This is a genomic window from Streptococcus sp. k-378, from assembly GCF_013277505.1.
GTDB classification, from domain to species: Bacteria; Bacillota; Bacilli; order Lactobacillales; family Streptococcaceae; genus Streptococcus; species Streptococcus pseudopneumoniae.
This window is the reverse complement of sequence record NZ_VMNC01000073.1, coordinates 1-3,963: the sequence shown is the minus strand read 5'-3', so window position 1 is coordinate 3,963 and position 3,963 is coordinate 1. Positions and strand designations below refer to the sequence as shown.

The following is a 3,963-nucleotide window of genomic DNA, read 5'->3' as shown; positions in this document are numbered from 1 at the left end:
CTGATTGGAGATTATCTTCGTATCTTGGCCTTTCTTTAAACTTCATACTTTCCAAAAATCTCTTCAAACCACGTCAGCTTCGCCTTACCGTAGGTATGGTTACTGACTTCGTCAGTTTCATCTACAATCTCAAAACAGTGTTTTGAGCAGCCTGCAGCTAGTTTCCTAGTTTGATCTTTGATTTTCATTGAGTATTACTTCATTTTCTCCTGCAATTGAATTCTTGCTCAGCTTTTTGTTTTCTATTTCTTTAAAATCAAAGTAGCTCTTTTGTTAATAACTCAATCAACAAACATCGTAGTACAAGTATCTACTTTGAAATTTATCAGCCACTTAACAACTGATACTGTATTCTAGGAAAACGATGACATTCTTCCTAATAAAACTTCTCATATATAACATAAATTTCTACTCTTTTTAATTTTAAATGAGTCTCAAGCATGGCAATCACTTTAGAATTTAAGCCACTTCTCCAGCTCGATCATTGATGAGCTCAATGGTTTGAACAATATTACGAAGTACTGGTAGTTGGTGTTGGAAGAGTAGTTGAACAGATCCATGAGATTTAAATGGCTCTTGCGTTAACACTTTCATCTCTAAGCAACCATTTTCTACAATGTAGTCTACAATCAATTTTACAAATGAAATCTGCCTGGCATTAAGGTTCTCATCCGACAAAAATTTAGAAAAAATACGATTGGCAGACTCTCTATCTAAGCCAATAATCTCACGAACCAATCTCGGAATTGCCTTATTTTCATAATGATTTTGGTAGTCTGCTTTACTACCTAATTTTTCCCAGAGCAATTTTTCAAGTACAAGCACATCATCAGATGTCAACTTTTCATTATGGTATAGCTTAGAAATGGACTCTTCATCCAGATGAGTTTTCAAGTAATGCTCAACTTTTTCATTGTAAGACCGAAGGTCGTTGACCTGCAAAAATGCTGTGGTCTCGTGAACAGTGGAGAGTATACGATCTTCAAAGTTAACATAGTAGGGTTTACGGTCTGTTTTATCCAAAAACTGTAATAAATCTCGAATAGCAAGACGAATTTTTTCCAAATCAGACAAGCTAACTTCTTTCCAAAATTCAGGCTCCTGTACTTTCCTGATAATTTCAGCCTGCTCAAAAACCTGCGGGATATTGCCAATAGCAGAAAGAGCTCTAGCCGTCTTCATCACTTGGGAAATATGAACAGTAGAAGATTTAGCTGTCAGTTGCCCTAACTGAATATGAAGTAAGCACAAATCAAATCTCCTCGCCATCTCATCTTCTTTATCTTCATCAAATAGAAGCGGAGAGAGATTGTTTTGAATGGTTTCACTTGTAACAGCAGTTAGATTTTGCCAACTTTCCAATTTCCTATAGCTATAAACTGTATCTAAAACCATACGAACCCTGAAGTCCAACTCATTTAAGCTCTCTATACGACCTTGAAGTTCTGAAACAAGCTCCTGACGGTATGCTCTAGCAAACTGATCTTCTTGGTATTGGAGTCCCTGAAGTTCTCGAATCAAGTCCACTTTGATATTAAATAAACGCTGACTCAACGAAACAATGTGACGACCCTCTCCATCTCTTGGATCTGCACGAAAATAATCAAAATTGTCCCCATAATCAAATACCAAGAAGTTTTCCTTATCCTGCTCAGGTCCAAATAAATCTTTACATAGACGGGTTCCTCGACCAATCATCTGCCAAAACTTAGTTTTGGAGCGTACTTTCTTGAAGAAGACTAAATTAACAACCTCTGGTACATCAATACCTGTATCTAACATATCGACAGAAATTGCAATTTGAGGATACTTCTCCTTAATTTTAAAATCATCAATCAAGGTCTGATAATGCTTAATACTATAATCAATCACCTGAGCATAGTCGCTCCCTTTTTCAGGATAGCGGTTGTTAAAAATACCTCTGATATATTCCGCATGATCATGATTTTTAGCAAAAATAATAGTTTTACCAATTTCATCACCCGAGGCTGTCTGAATTCCTCTTGTCATGAGTTCATTTAAAACAATTTCTACTGTACTTTTATTGAAAATAAAGGAATTAAACACACTCCCATCAATATCTTTTTCACAGCTATCGTCTTCAAATTTGCTATCAAAATGTTCCTTTTCTTCTTCGGATAAATCATCATAATGTAGACCATCCGTAGGTAGTTTCAGTTTGGTTTCGATAGAATGATAGGCTACTAAATATCCGTCTTTAACAGCCTCTTCCAAATCATATGCATATGTTGGAACCCCATTCTCCAAATTAAAGAATCCATAGGTGTTTTTATCTAAATCTTGGCGCGGAGTAGCTGTTAAGCCTACAATCCTTGCATCAAAATAATCAAAAATGGACTTGTATTTCTGATAAATAGAACGGTGAGACTCGTCAATTATGATAAGGTCAAAATGCCCAACAGTGAAAGGGCGTTGATTTACTTCTTCTTGACCACTAATCGCTCCAATCATAGTCGGATAAGTTGAAAAGACCATGCGACTTGATTGAGATCCTTCTTTATCTTCTAAGAAGTTACAAACGGAAAGATCTGGGAGTAATTTTCTAAACGAATCATATGCTTGCTTAACCAAGGAAGTTCTATCGGCTAAGAAGAGAACGTTTTTTACCCAGTTATGACGTGATAAGATATCAACTAGAGAAACTGCTGTACGAGTTTTCCCCGCCCCAGTTGCCATAACCAAAAGTGCCTGTCTACGATGATTAGAGAAAGCTTCACAAACGCTTGCAATCGCATGTTTTTGGTAGTGACGCCCGGAAATATCGTCCCTAATTTTACTAGAAATATCCTCAAGTGGTTTTTGAAGATGACGTCTATCCATCACTAATTGCAACTCTTCTTGAGAGTAAAAGCCTGCAATCTGGCGGCGGTTCGGACCATCAAGTATATAGTGCTTCAACCCATTTGTAATAAAACAAATTGGCTGATAGCCGATATGTTTCTCCAGAGCTTCAGCATATTCTTTGACCTGTACTTCCCCTACTTCTGGATTGACAGAGGCTTTTTTAGCCTCCACAATCGCTAAAATTTTCCCATTTTTACCATAAAGTACATAGTCACAGTAACCAATTCCTGAACCGTGCTTCAGACCATCAACAGCTATCTCAACACGACAGTTTTCTTCAAATATCCATCCTGCTAGACGGAGATCGATATCAATAAAGAGCTTTCTTGTCTCTGCCTCAGATAATTGATCAATATGGAAAGGCACATCTTGCCGTTGCGCTGCAGTCTCACGTTTTTCAGTATAAGTCTCTTGAACTTCTACGGACTGAGCAGCCATCTGTTCATGAAAATCAGGCAGTTCTGGTAAACTGTCTTGTAACTTTATCATAGATTGTGGAGTTTCTCGGTATTTGATGTTTGCTGAAAGTGGTAAGCACTTCTCATCAAAATAACGCTCCACAAACTCATTGCTGTAACAATAATCGATAAAATTAACAAACTGATACAAATGATGCAAAGCTAAAATCGCTTCTCGTTCCTTAATTTCACCACCATGAGCAGCATGGTTTCCCCACCGAATCAACAGAACTATCTGCTTGTGGAGTTCAGAATCTACGATATCCCTAAAATCATCATCCCATACTAAAGAAGATAGAGTAGCACGATAGGGAGCTTCTAAATATGAATCGTGACTATATATCCAATGGACAGCCTGCTCTAAAGCACGACGCGCCATAAAGGCAGTTGCCACAGTTGATGTAGCAATCATATTCTCAGCTTCAATGCAAGGTTTTGAAAAAGATTCATATTCGTCATTTTTTAAAAGAAAGCTAAAATTTCCCATTTTTTTCTCACTTTAAACAAATAGTTTAGCTATATTATACTAAATTTCAAGCTATTTCTCCACACTTTTATAGCTATCTCACAAGCAAATTGTGATTTGTCGACCTGGGCTACAAAGTCTGCGAACTCATTTTGGAGGGCTAGAGGGGGGAAA

Annotated in this window: 2 protein-coding genes and 1 pseudogene; all 3 read right to left on the bottom strand. The window is 37.2% G+C overall.

Annotated features, from left to right (window positions below):
* Positions 1–35: 35 nt before the first annotated feature.
* Positions 36–188 carry a hypothetical protein gene (locus HT719_RS07855; RefSeq protein WP_172928788.1) on the bottom strand — a complete coding sequence of 51 codons (153 nt, stop codon included), beginning with the start codon at positions 186–188 and terminating at the stop codon, positions 36–38.
* Between the two features lie 271 nt (positions 189–459).
* Complete coding sequence (locus HT719_RS07850) at positions 460–3,810, bottom strand: DEAD/DEAH box helicase family protein (protein ID WP_172928786.1); 3,351 nt, start codon at positions 3,808–3,810, stop codon at positions 460–462.
* 29 nt (positions 3,811–3,839) lie between these two features.
* Positions 3,840–3,963: pseudogene (locus HT719_RS07845) on the bottom strand (restriction endonuclease subunit S); the annotation flags it as partial.